This window comes from Leyella stercorea, from assembly GCF_019052365.1.
Classification (GTDB): Bacteria; Bacteroidota; Bacteroidia; order Bacteroidales; family Bacteroidaceae; genus Prevotella.
The window spans coordinates 15,275-33,645 of the sequence record NZ_JAHQUY010000010.1; the positions used below are offsets into that span (position 1 = coordinate 15,275).

The window sequence follows — 18,371 nt, forward strand, 5'->3', positions numbered from 1 at the left end:
ACCTGACTTTTTATTACTCCGCAAGCATATCCTTCACTTCCTCCAGACTTCCATCCGACGGCGAGGGTGTGATGCCGAGCAGATGGGCGAGGAGAGGGTAGACGTTCACGTTGCGGAAGGTAGACTCGCGGGTGTAGCCCTTGCGGAAGTCGGGACCACAGGCGCGGAACAGCACGTGCATGTCGCTGTACGTAGGGTCAAAGCCGTGCGCGCCGGCTATGGTGCGGTCGTGCTCGCTCGTGACGAATCCGATGTCGCTGAGCACCACGATGTCGCCGATGTTCTCGTTCGTGCCGAAGTGCAGATATTCCGGCACCTCAGCCTTGCGGTACGCCCTGAGGTGAGGCACGGCGTTGAGCGCCTTCAGAATCTTACCCTCGCAGCCCTTCTTGGCGAACACCATTGTGGGGAAGCCCGTCGCGAGGCGCTCGTACCACGACTTGTCGAGCACCTTGTCGAGACGTATGATGCGCTCGTTAGAGAGACGCGCCATGCCGTGGTCGGCAGTCACGATAAGGTCGATGTCGGCAGCGTCGGGCATGCGCTGTATGTCGTTCCAGAGCTGGTTGAGCAGACCGTCGAGCGCCTCCACCTGCTTTCGCGTCTCAGGACTCTCCGGTCCGAAGGCGTGTCCGCTGTGGTCGGGCTCGTCGAAGTAAGCCATGATGAGCTGCGGACGCTTGTCGGCAGGCATCTTCAGCATCTCCTCAATCTTCGCCACTCGCTCCACATACGTCAGCAGCGGCTTCTTGGCGTAGCTGTGCCAGTAGTCGGGATATTCGCCCTTGATAGCCACGTCGGAGCCAGGCCAGTAGACCACGCCCACGCGCTTGCCCTGACGTTTTGCGGTGAGCCATATCGGGTCGCCGCCCCAGTAGGCAGGGTCGTTCTGGTTCTTGCCCAGAGCGAAGGTGGTGTTGGTAGCCTTGTGGTAGAACACGTTGGCGATGATGCCGTGGTGGTCGGGCACGAGGCCGGTGGCGAGCGTGTAGTGGTTGGGGAAGGTAGACGAGGGAAACGAGGGCTGCATCACAGCTTGCACGCCGTCATGTCCAAGCTTGTCGAGGAACGGCGTGTGGTACATCTGCGGATAGTCCCAGCGGCAACCGTCGAGAGAGACTATCACAATACGATGTTCGCCGGCAAGCGAGCTTGCCAGCGAACAAAGTAATAGCGAAAGGACAACAATTATCCTTCTCATATCTGTCTGTTATGAATTAGTTGAATGTGTACTTGATACCGATCTGCATCTTCCAGCACTGGTCGTAGTTGTGGTTGAAGTTCCAGGTCTTTGTAGCATACTCGCCGTTCACCTTCATCATGCTGAACACCGGTGTGTTGTTCTCCACCTTGTTCACCTTCAGAATCTGGCCGTTGTTGCAGCTGCCCATGTTCTTGGCTACGCCCCACTTCGAGTTGAAGAGGTTGCCTACGTTCATGATGTCGAGGCTGAGCTGCAGGCGGTTGCGTGTGTTGCCTATCTTCACGTCGAAGTCGTGTGCCCAACGGAAGTCGAAGCGGTGTATGAACGGAGCACGAGCGCTGTAAGCCTCTGCGTACTCGCCCTTATGGTTCTTCAGATACTTGTCCTGCTCTACGAACTTCCAGAATGCCTCGCGGTCGGCGTCGCTTACGAAGTTGATTTCAGAGTCGTTTCTCGGTATGTACATCAAGTCGTTCTTGATGCCGTCGCCGTTGATATCGCCGTTGTAGAGGAAGCTGTAGCCCGACGGAGAGTAGCCTGTGTAGAAGAGGCTGAAGTGATCCTTGGCATACTTGTAGCTTACGTTAGCGATGATGCGGTCTGGGATGACGTACTGTGAGTTCTGCACCTTAGAGAAGTTAGGACCGTTGATGGTGTACAGACCCGACCATGCAGAAGAAGCGTTGCTACCCGGCATACCCGATACCTCCTTCATCACGGTGTGTGTGTAGGCAGCCATCACGTTGAGGTTCTTCAGCGGCTCGGCTGTAGCTGTGATGTTGAAGGTGTAGCCGTATCCCTTGTGAGTGTTGGTGAGCACGCACGCATCGTTGATGTTCGAGTAGTATGTGAAGTTCTTCGGATAAACGAGGCGGTTGTCAGCTCCGTTGAGGTGACCCCATTCAGAAGTGTCGTCCTTGATGTTGTAGTTCTTCAGCATCACGTCGGTGATCTTCTTTGTGTAGATGAACTCGGCTGTGAGTGTCATCGGGAAGCTAACCGGCACCTGATAGTCTACAGCGAGTGACGACTTCCATACCTGCGGCATCTTGAAGTTGCGGTCTACGCCGCCGATGGTTCTTGCCAGAGTGCCGTCGTCAGGAGTGATGTTTGCCGGCGCACCGAGCAGTTCGCGAATCTTGTCGCGGTCGGTTACGAGTCCGCCCTTGAAGTTGTTGAGCAGCGGGTCAGATGACTTCACAGTGCCGTCGCTGTTGTACTTTGTAACAGCGTTGAACGGGTTCTGCTGAATCATACCCGAGTTGCTCGGCATGTTGGTGAAGAATACCAACGGCAGACGGCCTGCGAACAGACCAGTACCGCCACGCACCTTGAGGCTCTTGTTGCCCAGCACGTCCCATACGAAGCCTACGCGCGGCGAAATCTGAATGTTGCTCTTCGGCCACATACCGGTGTCGATATGCTTTCCGCCGAAGTCGAGTGCCTTGATGGCGTTGTTGGTCATGATGTCGTCGTCGTCGAAGGCGATGTTATCGAAGCGGATACCGCCGGTGAGCTTCAGGCGGTCGTTCACGTTCCACTCGTCCTGCAGGTAGATGCCATACTGGTTGAACTTAACCTCTGATGTAGGGCTTGTAGCTCCGTTGTAGCCGTAAGCGAGGCCCACGGTCTCAGGCGCAGCGCCAGTGAGGAAGTCGTCGAGCGAGCGGTAGCGGTAGTAGCCTGTGCCGCCGCGCATGTATGCGTTGTTAGCAAGCTGATGCTCGAAGTTGAAGCCCGCTGTCACCTTGTGGTTGCCAGCATACCATGTGAAGTTGTCGGTAAGGCTGAGCACCTTGTTCTTCACCTGGTTGTTGTAAGAGAAGAGCTCGTAGCCGAAGCTCATATACGGCGAGAGGTCCTGCTTAACGGTACCGTCGGCGAGAGTCTCGTAGCCGTTCATGATGTCGACGAACGGGAAGATAGAAGAGTCAGAACCGCGTCCGTCCTTCATGTCTGTATATGTGAAGAGCAACTGGTTGGCGAACTTTTCGCCGAAGCGGCTGTTGAGGTCGGCAGTTACAGATGTCACGTTGTTCTCCATTGAGTACATAGAGTTTGAGAACGACATCGAGTACTGCGAGAGGCGGTCCATGTTGCGCAGACGGTAGCCCGTGTCAGACGAGTTGCCGTTAGGCGCGTTCCACATCTTGTTGGCTGTGTGGTTGAAGCGCACTGCAAGATGGTGGTCGTTGGTGATGTTCCAGTCGATGCGGCCGAGCAACTTGAGGTTGTGCTCGTCGGCGCCCCAGTTGGTGTAAGAACCCGGGTTGTAGCCGTACTTCTCCTTAAGGAACTGAGCGACGCGGTCGAGGTCGCTCTTCTTTGTACGAGAGATGTACTTGTCGATGTCAGCCTTGCCGTTCTCAGACGGAGCCCAGCGGTTAGCTACGCCCGGTACCTTTGTATATTCGGCGTTGGCGAAGAAGAAGAGCTTGTCCTTCACGATCGGGCCGCCGAGGGTGAAGCCGTAGGTCGTTGTGCGGTTCTTGCCGCGCTCGCCGAGGTCGGCGTCGTCAACGCGGTTGCCGTGCATGTTCTCGTTGTTGTAGTAGATGTATGCCGAACCCTTGAAGGTGTTCGTACCCGACTTTGTAACGGCGTTGATGCCGCCGCCGATGAAGTTGGTCTGGCGCACATCATACGGCGAAACCACTACCTGCACCTCGTCGATGGCGTCCATAGAGATAGGATTGCCGCCGCCCGGGAGCTTGGATGTCAGACCGAAGTTGTTGTTGAGGTTCGCACCGTCGAGTGTGAAGTTTGTAGAACGTCCGTCACCGCCTGCGAAGCTCATGCCGTTAGCGTACGGCGAGAGGCGTGCGATGTCAGAGATGCTGCGGTTGATGGTCGGAATGTTCTGCATCTGGGTCTGCGAGATGTTGGTTGTTGCACCGGTCTTCTCGCCTGCGAACTTCGAACCCTTTGCGCTTACTACTACCTCGCCCAGCTCGTTCTGGTCTTCGCTCATGTTCACGTTGAGGTTGTAGGTCTCACCGAGCTGCAGCGTGATGCCCGTAATGTTCTTCTTGGTGTAGCCGATGTAGCTAACAGTTACCTTGTACGGACCGCCGACACGCATACCCTGGATGGTATAGCGTCCGTCGATGTTAGTCGCTGTGGCGTAGCGTGTGCCCGAAGGCTCATGCACAGCCTGCACAACAGCGCCGATAAGCGACTCGCCGTTGCTCTGAAGCGAAACTTTTCCTGATAACGCAGAGGTCGTAACCTGTGCCAATGCCGAGCTGACAGCTACTATCAGCATAGCAAAAGTAAGGAGGAACTTTTTCATATTACACAAAAATTTAGTTAGATGGTTGTTATTTCCTTTCGTTTTGCAAAATTAAACTAAATAAATGAGAAAGTTAATAAAAAAGCATTAATATTTTGTTTCATGCCCATTATTAGTTAAAAAGAAAGCCCCGGCAAACGTTTTTATTTGCTGGGGCTTTCTGTTTTTAGCCCAATAATCCCTTACGTTACAAGAAGGCGATGGTCAGACCAGCCATCACGATGCTCACCATAGACATGAGCTTGATGAGGATGTTGAGCGACGGTCCTGAGGTGTCCTTGAACGGATCGCCCACGGTGTCGCCTACGATGGTGGCCTTGTGGTTGTCGCTGCCCTTGCCTTCGAAGTGGCCTTCCTCAATCATCTTCTTCGCGTTGTCCCATGCGCCGCCCGAGTTGGACATGAACACGGCGAGCGTGAAGCCTGCCGCCAAGCCGCCCGTGAGCAGACCGAGCACACCGGCTACGCCGAGCACCAAGCCCACGACGATAGGTATGACGATGGCGAGCAGCGACGGCACAATCATCTCGCGCTGTGCGCTGCGTGTGCTTATCTCCACGCAACGACCGTAGTCGGGCGTTGCCTTGCCTTCGAGTATGCCCTTAATCTCGCGGAACTGACGGCGCACCTCCTGCACCATCGACTCCGCAGCTCTGCCTACTGCGCCCATCGTGAGGCCGCAGAACAGGAAGGCTGCCATGGCTCCGAGGAATGCTCCGACGAGCACCTTCGGATTGATGAGGTTCACCTGGAAGAACTCTATGAAGTCTATCGTGCTTGCGTCGGTCGGGTCGAACACGTTGCCCACTGCGTCGAGATACTGCTTGCCGTTGTCCACGGCGCGTATCATCGCTATCTTTATCTCCTCTATGTACGAAGCAAGCAGAGCCAGCGCCGTGAGCGCCGCCGAACCGATGGCGAAGCCCTTGCCCGTAGCCGCTGTGGTGTTGCCGAGAGCGTCGAGAGCGTCGGTGCGCTCGCGCACTTCCTTGCCCAGTCCGCTCATCTCCGCGTTGCCGCCGGCGTTGTCGGCGATAGGTCCGTAGGCGTCGGTGGCGAGAGTGATGCCGAGTGTCGAGAGCATGCCCACGGCAGCGATGCCGATGCCGTAGAGACCGGTGCTTATCGACTTAGCCGAGAGCGACATGTCGAAGCCGTTGGCGCAGAGATAGCTGAGCATGATGGCTACCGAGATGGTCACTACGGGTATCATTGTCGATATCATGCCCGTTCCTATACCTTTTATAATAACCGTAGCGGGACCGGTCTGCGAAGCCTCCGCAATCTTCTGCGTCGGAGTGTAGCTGTGCGAGGTGTAGTATTCGGTAGCCTGACCGATTACGACGCCTGCCACGAGTCCGCTAATCACCGAGAACGAGAGTCCGAGCCAGTTCTCTATGCCCAGCAGGTATAATATAATAAAGGTGGCAACGGCTATGAGCGCCGCACTCACGTTGGTGCCGAGACCGAGCGAGTGGAGCAGTTCCTTCATCGTTGCGCCCTCCTTGGTGCGCACGAGGAAGATGCCGATGAGCGAGAGGAAGATGCCGATAGCCGCAATCACCATTGGCGCAATCACGGCGCGCAGCTGCATGTCTGCGTTCATGGCGAACGCCGTTGCGCCGAGCGCAGCCGTCGACAGGATAGAGCCGCAGTAGCTCTCGTAGAGGTCGGCGCCCATACCAGCCACGTCGCCCACGTTGTCGCCCACGTTGTCGGCGATGGTGGCGGGGTTGCGCGGGTCGTCCTCGGGTATGTTAGCCTCCACCTTGCCCACGAGGTCGGCTCCTACGTCGGCAGCCTTGGTGTAGATGCCTCCGCCGACGCGGGCGAAGAGAGCCTGCGTAGAAGCACCCATACCGAAGGTGAGCATAGTGGTGGTGATGGTGACGAGGGCGGTAGCCTCTCCGTCGTAAACGGCGTTAAGAACAACAAACCAGATGGCGATGTCGAGCAGTCCGAGGCCCACAACGACGAGACCCATAACGGCGCCGCTGCGGAATGCTATCTTCAGACCTTTGTCCAGACTCGTGCGTGCTCCGTTTGCGGTGCGTGCCGAAGCGTAGGTTGCGGTCTTCATGCCGAAGAAGCCTGCAAGACCCGAGAACAGACCGCCCGTGAGGAATGCGAACGGCACCCACGGGTTCTGCACCTTAAGCACATAAGCCATGAACGCGAACACGATGGCGAGCACCACGAACACGATTGTCACAACCTTGTACTGCTGCTTGAGGTATGCCATTGCGCCCTTGCGCACGTGTTCTGCTATCTCTTTCATTCTGTCTGTGCCTTCGTCTTCGTTCATCATCGAGCGGAAGAAGAACCATGCCATTCCCAATGCTACAACGCTGGCTATCGGGATAAGCCAAAATACTAATGGAATGTTGTTCATAACGTCTTGTTTATTAGGTTGATAATAGATAATAGTAGTTGTCGGTTTGCTTTACGATTGCGCATCGTTGCTTTACGATTGTTATTTCTATAAAAGATTTTGCAAATATATGAAATAAAACAACACGAATGGGAAAAACGATGAATTATTTGCGCAAAAAAAGCAAACCTTGTGGAGCTGCAGCCCATTACCGCGGTGGTGTAACGTCATTACCGCAGTGCTGTAACACCATTACCGCGCAACGGTAACATCGTTACCACGGCGTTGTAATAGCATTGTTGCGGTTCTTTCGCAAGAAAAACGCTCAACTTCTTTTCTTTATTCTTTATGCTTTTCCGTTTTTTGCGTAACTTTGCGTATCTTAACATAAGCGGATGCTCATCCGCAGAGAAAGATACGATTAATATATACCAGAAGAGTTATGTTATATTTGTTACAGTTTGCATGTCTGATATTCATGTTTATCAGCGCATTCTTCATTGCCGTCACGCGTCTTCACGTGAGATGGATAAACCGGCGGTATGAGTGGTCGCGCTGGATGATATTCTCAGCCCTGCTTTTTATGGCGGTACACTTCTTCCTGCAGATGTACTTCGGCTTCCGCGCCACGGACGAAGATGTGGGAGCCGTCATCAACGTGCTGGTCTACCTGCCTTGCTTCACGCTTTTCTCGATGGCTATCTACAACATTGAGGCTACCCACACCAAGCGTCGTAAGATGAACCTTATCTGCGCCGCCGTATACGCCGCCATGCTTGCCGCCTTCGCTGTGGGCTACAGCTTTAGCGGCTCCCTGAACATTGGCGCATGGCTTTACGTGATGCTTGCTCTCTTTTTTGGCAATATTGTCTACTGCATATACATGATAATAATAGAGATGAACAAGCGGAAGAAACTCCTTGAGACGATGACAGCCACGGATATGCTGCCTTTTATAAGATATGCCCGCGCGAGCATCGCGATGCTTTCCCTCATAGCCATATCCATGCCGTTCGCCATTCTCTCCACCAAGTTGTTGTATGTAGTTGGTCCGTTGGGACTCCTTATAACGCTTTTCTTCATCGTGAACTTTGTGGCGTTCGGCAACTGTTACGTACCTACCGAGGAGCTGCTGGATAGGGAAAGAGGCAACGACGAAACCGACGCCGACGACGAACAGACGACGGCAGAGAGCTGCGCCCGGCAGTCGGCGGCTGACTCTGACCGGTCCGCGCAGCGCCTCTCAGCCGAACGCAGCGCCTTCATCCAGGCGGCGCTCGACAAGTGGTGCGCAGACATGGGCTATAAGGACAGTTCGGTCAATATGCTTACATTGTCACATTCGCTGGACATCAACAAAAACGAACTGACGCAGTTCTTCAGCCAGTGCCAGAACACGACGTTCCGTATATGGCTCAGCGAGATACGTTTCAATGCAGCCAAACGCATGATGATGGAGTATCCCGACTACAGCAACGACATCATCTCCTCCGAGTGCGGCTTCTCCTCGCGCTCATATCTATACAGAGTGTTTAAGGAGAAAGAGGGATGCACGCCTTTCGCCTGGCGAGACAAACAAGCATAATAACGAGTTAAGATACACACTGTTAAGGTGTCTACTTCCTACGAAGTGGACACCTTTTTTGTTGGAAGTAGACACAGCGACGCAGCAATCAGACACTTAATTTTAATGAAAAAGTCTAAATTTGTGATGTGAAACGAAATCACATAATTTACATTAATCAATAACTATAAAACATCATTAAAATGAAAAGAAGAAGAGAGAAGCAACCTCCGCCTTATTTGGACGGGCGGGTTGCAGGCAATTCTGTTTCTGCGCGGCGCTCCATGCGGACGCCTGCGGGAAGATTCATGCAGTTCTTCCTTTGCGTCATGATGCTGATGGCGTTCTCAGTGCAGAAGGCGTCGGCGTATGACGATTGGAATAACAAATGGATAAGTCAATGGTATGATCCGATAAATGCCACTATCGTGCTCGACATCCGCGTTTACCAATCGTGGGGTGGAGGAGATGACGGCCATTGCGGATTCATCGGTGACGATGGCTATCTGACAGTCACTGTGGCTGGATATGGTATTAAAATAAACGGTCCGAGCGGAACGTGGAACAATTCTAAAGATTTCAAAAAATATGTCAAGAACGACGATGGTAAAACGCTCAATAAGGACGTATCCGTGGAATGGCTCGGTGACAGGGTTGTCACGAGCAATGGCAAGAGCGCCTATTACCTGAAAATTACCGTTCCGCTGACGCAGGACCGAATCGGTAAAGACCAAGAGGTATACTATAATGGAAAATGGTGGCGCAGAACTAAAACGGCGACAGACCAGAAAGTTGATTTCACTGAAATCGTAGACACCAGATACGGCTGTACGCCGACCATAATCACAAATGCCTATTATGGCGTAAAGCAGAATAAACCCGGATATTTCATTGATTGGAAGAAAAACGGAACGGCAACCAACAAATCTATCGATCGCTACGGATATTACTTCATATGCGACTCGGAGGGAAAGGAAATAAATGGAACAGACTCTTTAGTAGGCAGTCAAACAAGCGGTTCGCTCTTCATCCCGACTGAAAGAATGAGCCTTGACAACTTCTCCGACTATAAGGTGAAGCAGAAGTATACTCCAAGCAATAACAACAAGGTGACCTACTCTACGTTAAGTGACAGCTACACCCGCCCAGCCTATCCGCAGGTGAATGAGATTAGCGCCAACTATGATCAGGTGACGCGCAAGATGAAGGTGAACTGGAATCTCAGTGCGGCACCTACGCAGAACTGCATTGAGGACAATATGGTGCTCACAATCAAGAGTACTGATCGGGCTACAAATGCTGTGGAGACAACCACACAGAATATCAAGTATATGGCTGGTAAGACAGCATATAGCTATGAATTTGACGTGCCTTTAGGCAGGAGTATGAATTATGAATTCAGAGTTAAGCGTTCGCATACAGGCAACTCTGACGTGTGGAACAACGCTTTCAGCAAGCAGACCTCTCTCGATGTTTCTACAAAGCACAGCAATGTTACGGCAGGTTCTGTGCATGCCGTACTGGACGAGGAAGCCAAGACTGCCACTATCACTTGGCAGACAGAGGGCGACACCTGGAGTTCGGGCACCAAGGCGGTGCTTACGCGACTGAACGTTACGACCAATACTACTGACAACATCGAGCTGTCGAAGGAAGAATTCCTCAGCGGCAAGTATGTTGACGACATGATAATGGTGTGCAACGAATATCGTTACCGCCTTACTGTGAAGCCTGCCGAGGCTTACGGCACTCTGCCTACGGTGGCTGCGCCGGAGTCAATCATGCCCACAAGCATAGGCAATCTTGTTGCGTTTACAGCCGGCAAGGGATATTATTCTGACCGCGTAGAACTGGCGTGGAGCAGTAAGGGCAACTTTGAGCGCTTCGTCATCAACCGCAAGGAGCATGGCGCTCCTGATACAGACTATAAGCAGATAGCCGTCACTGAGGGCAACGAGGCTCAGAACGACTATTACTATAACGACGTGAACGCCGTTCCCGGCGTGGTCTACGACTATCAAATCAAGGGTCAGGTGATGTGCTCGGGCAATCTGCTTGAGAGCGATGAGGTGCTCACCGACGTGGGCTTCCGCACACCTACGGGCGACATCTACGGACGCGTGACGTTCGAGAGCGGACAGGCTGTGTCGGGCGCCAAGGTAAGTGCTGAGGCTACGGATGGTTCGGGCGTTCCGGGCAAGTCGTACGTGTTCACAGGTGCGTCTAATCTTACCGTTGACAACGACCAGCTTCTGAATGACGCCACGCAGGCAGCTACGCTTCAGGCATGGGTGAGAGCAGCCAAGGAAGGCACCATCATCGAGAAGTCGGGCATGTACAAGTTGGCGTATAAGGACAAGAAGATTGAGTTCTCGGCAGGCACTCAGACGCTGAAGACACCGAAGAAGCTCAGCGAATTCGTTTCTTCTGACCAGTTTGTACATCTCTCAGCCGTGGCAAGCGCTACACACCTTATTATATATATAAACGGTGAGGCTGTGGCAGAAGCCGAGCGTACGGCTCAGATTACGGGCAATAACAATAAGGTGGTGATGGGCGAAGGCTTCGAAGGAGCCATAGACGAGGTGCGTCTGTGGAACAAGGCGCTCAGCGCTGACACCATCGCAAGCGACTACGACCGCTACCTCGTAGGTAATGAGGACGGTCTGCAGGCTTACTACACCTTCGACTATTCGGTTGACGACGCCTTCTACGACATCTCGTACAAGGGCACTAAGTATAACATGAACCATGGTGTGGCTACGGGCGTAACGATCAGTGCGAAAGACATCCCGACTTCTGCTCAGCTCGGACACAGCAGCTACACTTCTGTAGACGGATCTTATCAGATTCGCTCGCTGCCTTACACCGGCAACGGAACTACGTACATGATTGTGCCGACACTCGGCATCCATCAGTTTGCGTCGGCTAAGGAGCTGCGCCTCATCAACTCGCAGGCACAGAGCCACACCGTGAACTTCACCGACAAGTCGTCGTTCAACATCTCGGGTAAGGTGATGTACAAGGGCGGCAACGTGCCCGTAGAGGGAGTGTCGTTCGCCGTTGACGGCGTAACCGTTATGGACGGCAAGAGCAACATTGTGAAGACCGACGCTCACGGACAGTTCACCATAAGCGTGCCTGTAGGACAGCACGAGGTGAAGGCTGTGCTTGCCAACCATACGTTCGAGAACGGCGGCAAGCTGACCAACAGCGACGGCACCGACCGCAACTATCAGGACGACGACAACGGATTCGAAATCTTTGACGTTACAACCGTACGTTACATCGGACGTGTTGCCGGCGGCACCAAGCAGGAAGCGTTCCCCGTGGGTCACTCGCTCTCGAAGAACAACCTCGCTGACGACGTACGCATCGAGCTTACATATCAGAACGAAGCCTATAAGATGACGACTGAGGCTCGCGAAACTACGCTCAATCATGTTAAGGGCGTGTACGTTAGCAAGCAGCACCAGAACCGCGTAGCTTACGACGGCAACAAGATTACTATCTATCCTGATGCCGAGACGGGTGAGTTCTACGCCGATCTCATTCCTGAGAAGTATAAGATTAATGTAGTTGTGCCCGGCCATGACAACATCCCGGGCAGTGGTGAGGACCTCAACCTGAGCAATGAGTTTGCAAAGCAGAGCGAGGTGAACGAGTATGTAGACTCTATCTCTACGCAGGGCAAGTTTGTCAATTGCAGCGACACAGTCTATTACAACAAGAAGCAGCAGTTCATCAAGCGCTACACTCCGTCTATCCTCGTGAAGGAGAAGGTGAAAGGCAAACTGCAGGACTTCTTCGGAAAGGAAGAACTTACCGTAGCTACCCTCGACCAAACAAAAACTATAAAAGTAAAGACTTACAATCCTGACAATGCTGCACAGCCTTACACACTCGGCGTGCCGGTGTATGAGCAGGGACAATACGTCACTTATCATATCACCACAGCAGAGGTGTACGAGTATAAGGATAAGGACGGCAGACGTAAGGATGGCGTTAAGGAAGACATCGTGCCTACGCCTGAGGCTAAGCTGTCATTCAGTAGAGGCGACATTGCGTACGGAACGCAAGAGGACATCACTACCGACAAGAACGGTGAGGCTGAATGGACATTCCAGGTTAACAATCCGGAAATGACCTCGGCTCTGCGCTCTGCCGCTATGGATATGACCTACAGCGAAAACAGCCAGAGCACATCTTCTACAACAATCAACTGGAAGGGTGGCTTTGACGGCAAGGGCAACACTAAGGCTATCGTAATTGGTGCAAAGACTTTAGGTTCGGACTTCGTTACGAACGGACCGGACAAGGTGCTCTTCGTGCTGCGCGACCCGCCGGGAAGCAACTCGTATGCTTATCTTGAGAAGGGCGTCACTGTGACAAGCACAAGTTCCTATGAGGGCAATGTCACCAACGAGGGAGTGCTTAACAATGAAGCAAAGATTGGTCTTGAACTTATGACATTTGCCGGTGTCGGAGCCGGAAAAATCACAAATAACGAGATAAAGGACGAATACTCTTTCGGCGTATCTCATAGCGAGACGATTGGCGGTACGGACACTGACACTAAGACAATGACCACCACCACGCGCTTCGAGACAAGCAGCGACCCGCAATATGTAGGAGCCGACGGCGACCTCTTCGTCGGATTCTCTACCAACATCGGTGTGGGCAAGACGCAGAACATCGCCGTGGTTTCGCGCGAGATGTATCAGTCTGCACCTAATAAATACGAACTGTTCGGTGATGTTACACCGGCTGCCAACGACTATCTGCTCGTGAAGGCCACTGGTTTGGGACTCTCGCAGAAGTACGGCACGATGTTCATCTATCCGCAGGTACACATCGAGAAGGTATTGCTGCCGAAGCTTGAGGAGGTGCGTAACAGCATGCTGCATCAGCAGTCGGAGGCTTTGGATTTCCAGGCAATGGCTGACAATACCAAGCTTCCGGTCTACGTGTCGAAGCTGGCTACAGACGACCCCAACTATGGCAAGAGCAACAACGACAAGGTGTTCGGTGGTGCAAATGCCGACGATCCGTGTGACGGACCGAGCTATAAGATCTATGCTCCTAAGGGAGTGGTGATGAAGGAAGACACCATCATGTATCTCAACCAGTCTATCGAGAACTGGAAGACACAGCTTCGCAATAACGAGGAACAGAAGGTTAAGGCAGAACTCATGCAGAACCATTCGTTCCAGGGCGGCGCTTCGTACGAATACTCTGAGGAGTATGGAGTGGGACGCTCGGAGACCACGCGTTTCAGCCTGCTGGTCGGAGCACAGTACTCCACCAACGTAGGCTGGGGTTTTGACGGAACTGGTTTCGTGCTGAACATCGACGAGAAAGTTACTACGGAGCATGGCGGCGAGTTTACCAATGAGGAGACTGCACGCCACTGTAAGGGTTATGTGCTTGCGGAGGAAGGCTCCGACTATATCTCTGTAGACGTATGTCGTGAGGCAGGATATAAGAATGGCGACCAGTATATCAAGTACAAGGATATGAAGAATGAGGAGGGACAGACTTTCTCTACGTTCATCTTCAAGACTCGTGGCGGCGCTACGTCGTGTCCTTACGAGGGCGAATACAAGACCAAGTACTACGAGTCGGGACAGCACGTGATAAATGAGGCTACTGTTCAGATGGAGGTGCCGGAGATAACCGTCGAGAAGGACTTCATCGAGAATGTTCCTTCGGGCAAGTCGGCTTACTTCACGCTCTATCTGCGCAACAACTCTGAGTCGCAGGACGACAACTGGTATAACCTTGTCATCGACGACAGCAGCAATCCTAACGGAGCACAGTTGCTCATCGATGGTGCACCGATAGGTAACGGCAGAGCATTGCTCGTGCCGGCTGGCGGAACACTCACCAAGACACTCGAAGTGCGCAAGGGTTCGGTGATGAACTACGACAATCTTCGACTGATGTTGCAGTCGCAGTGTCAGTGCGACCCCACCGACTTCCAGGATGAAATATATGATGACGTGACGTTCAGCGTACACTTCACTCCTTCGGCTACAGACGTGAACCTGAAGAAGCCTACCGACAACTGGACATACAACACCAAGTTGCCAACGGCTGAGGTGAACGGCGTGCAGAAGCATTACATGGACGTAGTGATTGACGGCTTCGATGTGAACTACGACAACTTCCATCGCATCATGCTTCAGTATAAGCCATCGTCGGGCAGCGACAACGACTGGACAACACTCATGAGCTACTACAACGACCAGGCTCTCTACGACCAGGCTGTGAAGAACGGCATGAACGCCGAGATGATAAAGGCTGCAGACGCCGGCACCATCAAGTATAGCTGGTTTATGGACGACTTGCAGGATCAGCGCTACGACCTGCGCACCGTAGGTACGAGCATGATAAACAACGCGGAGGTTTATAACTATTCTGCCGTACACAGCGGCATAAAGGATATGTACAACCCACGCCTCTTCGGTAGTGCGCAGCCGGCGAATGGCGTGCTCACCGTGAACGACGAGGTGAAGCTGACGTTCAACGAGCCGATAGCCGACGGACTCCTCACCGACAACAACTTCTCGGTGACAGGTATACGCAACGGCGCACAGACCGACCACAGCGTGAGCGTGCGTCTGGACGGCAAGAACGACGAACTCGTGTCGGAGTTCCAGCGCAACTGGAGCGGCAAGAACCTCACTGTAGAGATGTGGACCCTCGCCGACAAGGCACAGGACGCCGTACTCTTCAGTCAGGGCAACGCCAACAGCGCGATAGAGCTTGCAACGACGAGCGACAACCGCTTGAAGGTGAAGGTGGCTGACAAGACCATCGTCAGCGACAAGGCGTTCGACTACGAGCAGGGCACATGGGCACACGTGGCTCTTGTATATAATAATGAAGGAAACGTGTCGGCTTACTACAACTACGAGCAGCTTATCAGCGCAGCTGAGGTGGGCGAGTACAACGGCGAGGGCGCTTACGTGTTCGGAGCCAGCGTAGACGGAAGTGGACACTTCGCAGGCAAGATGCACGGCGCTCGCATCTGGGACAAGGTGCTGACACCGGCACGTCTGCAGACCAACTCGCTGACCATGCTCTCTGGCGCCGAAAGCAATCTCATCGCCTACTATCCGATGTCGGAGGCTAAGGGCGACGTGCTTGCAGACAAGGCACACGGCGCAAACCTCGAGATGAGAGGCGCCGAATGGGCTAATCCTGAGGGACGCGCAGTTGCGTTCAACGGCAAGGACCAGTACCTAAAACTCTCTTCGGGCAGTTCGTGTGTGGTGGACAACACTATGGACTACACCATTGAGACTTGGTTTAAGGCTGACGAGGCTCAGCAGACGGCTACCATCATCTCTAACGGACGCGGCGACGGCGAGGACATGGGCGGTTCGCTCAATCTCTTCGCACTCAATCTGGAGGAAGGCCGACTGGTGTTCCACAACAACGGTGTGCGTGTGGCGTGCGACGGTAGCTACGCCGATAACGACTGGCACCATGTGGCTGTGGCTGTGAACCGCACAAGCGGACGCGCACAGATATACGTGGACGGCAAGCTGAACACTTACTTCGAGGCAGCCGACCTTGGTGGCATAGCAGCGGCTTACATACATCTCGGCGCTCGTGTGTGGACTCCTGCCGACAACCTGCAGCAGGAGAAGGCAGACAACTTCTTCAAGGGCGAGATTGACGAGGTGCGTGTATGGAATCTCTACAAGAGCGAAACGCTCGTGGAGAATGGCAACAGCAACCGTCTTGACGGCACTGAGAAGGGACTCTTGGCTTACTATCCGTTCGAGACATACATCGAATGGCAGGGCGTGAAGGAACTGCAGTTCTCTCTGAAAGACCAGAAGCAGCAGGCTGACCCGACACAGAAGGTGCCTGACGCAGTGGTGGTAGGCGGCGACGTCGAGACCAAGACCTCTGCACCCGTCAAGGCTAAAGGTCCGGAGAGCAAGCTGCTCTACGACTTCGTAGTGAACAACGACGCGCTCATCATCAATCTGAAGGAGCCTTACGAGCGCATAGAGAAGACTATCGTGAAGTTCACGGTGGACGGCGTGCGCGACAAGAACGGCAACGAGATTCTCTCGCCGATAACATGGAGCGCTTTCATCGACCGCAACCAGCTGAAGTGGAGCGACCGGGCTCTCACCGTAGTGAAGAAGCTCAACGAGGAGAAGACCATCAGGGTGAAGGCGCTCAACAACGGCGGTTCGATAGAACACTTCACCGTAGAGAACCTTCCTTCATGGCTGGAGGCAGAACCCGCAAGCGGCACTATCGACCCGACAGCGTCGCAGGACATCGTGCTGACTATCGACCCGAGTCTGAACATCGGCACATACGACGAGACGCTCTATCTGCGTGGCGACAACAACGTGGTGGAGGCTCTGCAGCTCACGGTGAAGGTAGAGGGCGAGAAGCCCGACTGGACGGTGAACGCCGCCGACTTCAAGTATAATATGTCTGTCTTCGGCAAGTTGTATATTAATAAGGTATACTCTTCTGACGACGAGGACATGCTTGCTGCGTTCAGCGGCGGAAAGTGCGTAGGCGTATGCAACAACCGCTACTACAAGCAGAACGATATGTACTACGCCATGCTCACGGTTTACTCTAACGAAGTAAGCAGCGACAACCTCGAGTTCCGCATCTGGGACGCAAGCACCGGACAGACCTACATAGCCGAGAGCGAGAAGCCTATAAGCTTCGAGAACAACGCCGTAGTGGGCAGTCCGTCGCAGCCGGTGCTGTTCACGGCGAAGGACTATCGTGTGCAGAACATCACGCTGAACGAGGGATGGACGTGGATATCGACGAACATCGCATCCGACAAGCTCTCCGATCTCAACAAGCTGCTTGCCGACGGCAAGTGGACATCAGACGACCAGGTGAAGAACGAGCAGTACGGCTTCGCATCGTGGACAAAGCGCAACGGATGGATGGGACAGCTCACCGCCATCGACAACGACCAGATGTATCTCGTACACAGTTCGCAGCCGCAGAGCCTGCATATCTCAGGACCGGTTGTTGACCCCACCTCGCACAAGCTCACCATACGCGGAGCAAAGGCAGACGGCACAGCACGCTGGAACTACATCTCGTATCTGCCTTCGGACAACTTCACGCTCAAGGAGGCTCTCGCCGGCTACGACGCCAAGGAGGGCGACATCGTGAAGTCGCAGACGCAGATGGCTATGTACAGCGGCAATCTGGGATGGATAGGCAGTCTGACGTACATGGAGAACGGCAAGGGATACATGCTCCAGCGCCAGTCGCAGGACGATGCTCAGCTGCAGTATCCGTCGAAGACTTCTGTAGGTCGCAAGGCTAAGGCCGTGAAGAGCGCGGACGAGCCAACGGCTTACTTCCCCTACTCAGCCAACATGACGGCTGTTGTAGAAGTAGAGGGCGTAGAGCTGCAGCAGGGCGACCGCCTTGTGAGCTACGTAGCAGGCGAGCCGCGCGGCTATGCCGAGGCTATAGCTCTGCCCGACGGCAGAACCGTCTTCATGCTCACCATCGGTGGCGACAAGCCCGAGGCTGTTGACGTGACTGTAGAGCGCGACGGCGACGTCGTAGCCAAGGCACCGAGCGCCGTAAGCTATGCTGCCAACAGCAATGTGGGCACCCTCAGCGAGCCGATGCGCATCAGCTTCCTCGGCACCGAGGGCGGACTCTACATCTATCCGTCGCCGTTCTACTCGCAGCTGAAGATACGTGCCATTGTCGACCGCGACGCCTATACAGATGTATACGTCAGCGACATGAGCGGCAAGCGTATCGTGGCATGGAACGACTGCAACGCAGGCGGCAATGTGGACATCACATGGAACGCCGGCAACACCGTTCCGGCTGGTGTGTATATCGTCAGCATCGCCGTAGACGGCAACGTTTACTCGATGAAGGCTATCAAGAAGTAATATTTTATAAAGAA

The 18,371-nt window shown here is 53.8% G+C and carries 5 protein-coding genes; 2 read left to right on the forward strand and 3 right to left on the reverse strand.

The features are described 5' to 3' along the window. Positions 1-13 precede the first annotated feature (13 nt). From KTQ90_RS03240 to KTQ90_RS03250, 3 genes are all read right to left on the reverse strand, one after another. A complete protein-coding gene (locus tag KTQ90_RS03240) occupies positions 14-1,201 on the reverse strand; it encodes an alkaline phosphatase family protein (protein ID WP_217317173.1) in 1,188 nt (395 codons plus the stop codon). Between the two features lie 16 nt (positions 1,202-1,217). Then, entirely contained in the window at positions 1,218-4,496 is a 3,279-nt protein-coding gene (locus KTQ90_RS03245) for a TonB-dependent receptor (protein WP_217317174.1), read from the reverse strand. Positions 4,497-4,683: 187 nt separating this feature from the next. After that, positions 4,684-6,888, reverse strand: a complete 2,205-nt coding sequence (locus KTQ90_RS03250) for a sodium-translocating pyrophosphatase (protein ID WP_217317175.1) — start codon at positions 6,886-6,888, stop codon at positions 4,684-4,686. Between the two features lie 421 nt (positions 6,889-7,309). Between KTQ90_RS03250 and KTQ90_RS13650 the strand changes: the two genes are divergently transcribed. Together KTQ90_RS13650 and KTQ90_RS03260 are read left to right on the forward strand one after the other, a co-directional pair. Beyond that, positions 7,310-8,452 carry an AraC family transcriptional regulator gene (locus tag KTQ90_RS13650; RefSeq protein WP_254359448.1) on the forward strand — a complete coding sequence of 381 codons (1,143 nt, stop codon included), beginning with the start codon at positions 7,310-7,312 and terminating at the stop codon, positions 8,450-8,452. A 182-nt stretch (positions 8,453-8,634) separates the two neighbouring features. Then, positions 8,635-18,357 carry a LamG-like jellyroll fold domain-containing protein gene (locus KTQ90_RS03260; protein ID WP_217317176.1) on the forward strand — a complete coding sequence of 3,241 codons (9,723 nt, stop codon included), beginning with the start codon at positions 8,635-8,637 and terminating at the stop codon, positions 18,355-18,357. Positions 18,358-18,371 lie beyond the last annotated feature (14 nt).